Annotated in this window: 1 pseudogene; it reads left to right on the forward strand. The window is 69.2% G+C overall.

Features of this window, described 5'->3' with window-relative positions:
- Positions 1-474: pseudogene (locus H7I41_RS19210) on the forward strand (hypothetical protein); the annotation flags it as partial.

The following is a 474-nucleotide window of genomic DNA, read 5'->3' on the forward strand; positions in this document are numbered from 1 at the left end:
GCGCAGGTACCTGCCGTTGATCGCCGCCGCACTGCTGCTGGTGGCCGTGCTGCGCCCGGCGATCGGTGACACGGCGCCGGGCCTGACCACGATTGCCGGGGAACGGGAACCGAGCGTCTTCCTGATCGTGGACAGATCCGTCGCCGGGACCGCACAGGCCGACATCGCGGCCGTCGTCGAGCGCCACCCCGGGGCCCGATTCGCCCTGATCGGGTTCGACGACCGCGCGTCGCTGGACTGGCCGCTGTCCGCTGATGCGTGGACCCTGCAACCGATCATCGCCGCGATGGCACCGCAGGCCGATGAGACGACCGCCAATGCCGGCGCGGCGAATACGGTACTGCGGTATCAGTTGATCAGCGCCGTCCAGCAGTTCCCGAAGGCGCAGAACCTGGTCTACTACTTCGGCTCGGGCGCACCGAATTCGACCGTGCCGCAGCGGGAGTTCCAGGTTCCCGACGACGCGGTCGACGG

The organism is [Mycobacterium] manitobense (genome assembly GCF_025821665.1).
Taxonomy (GTDB): domain Bacteria; phylum Actinomycetota; class Actinomycetes; order Mycobacteriales; family Mycobacteriaceae; genus Mycobacterium; species Mycobacterium arseniciresistens.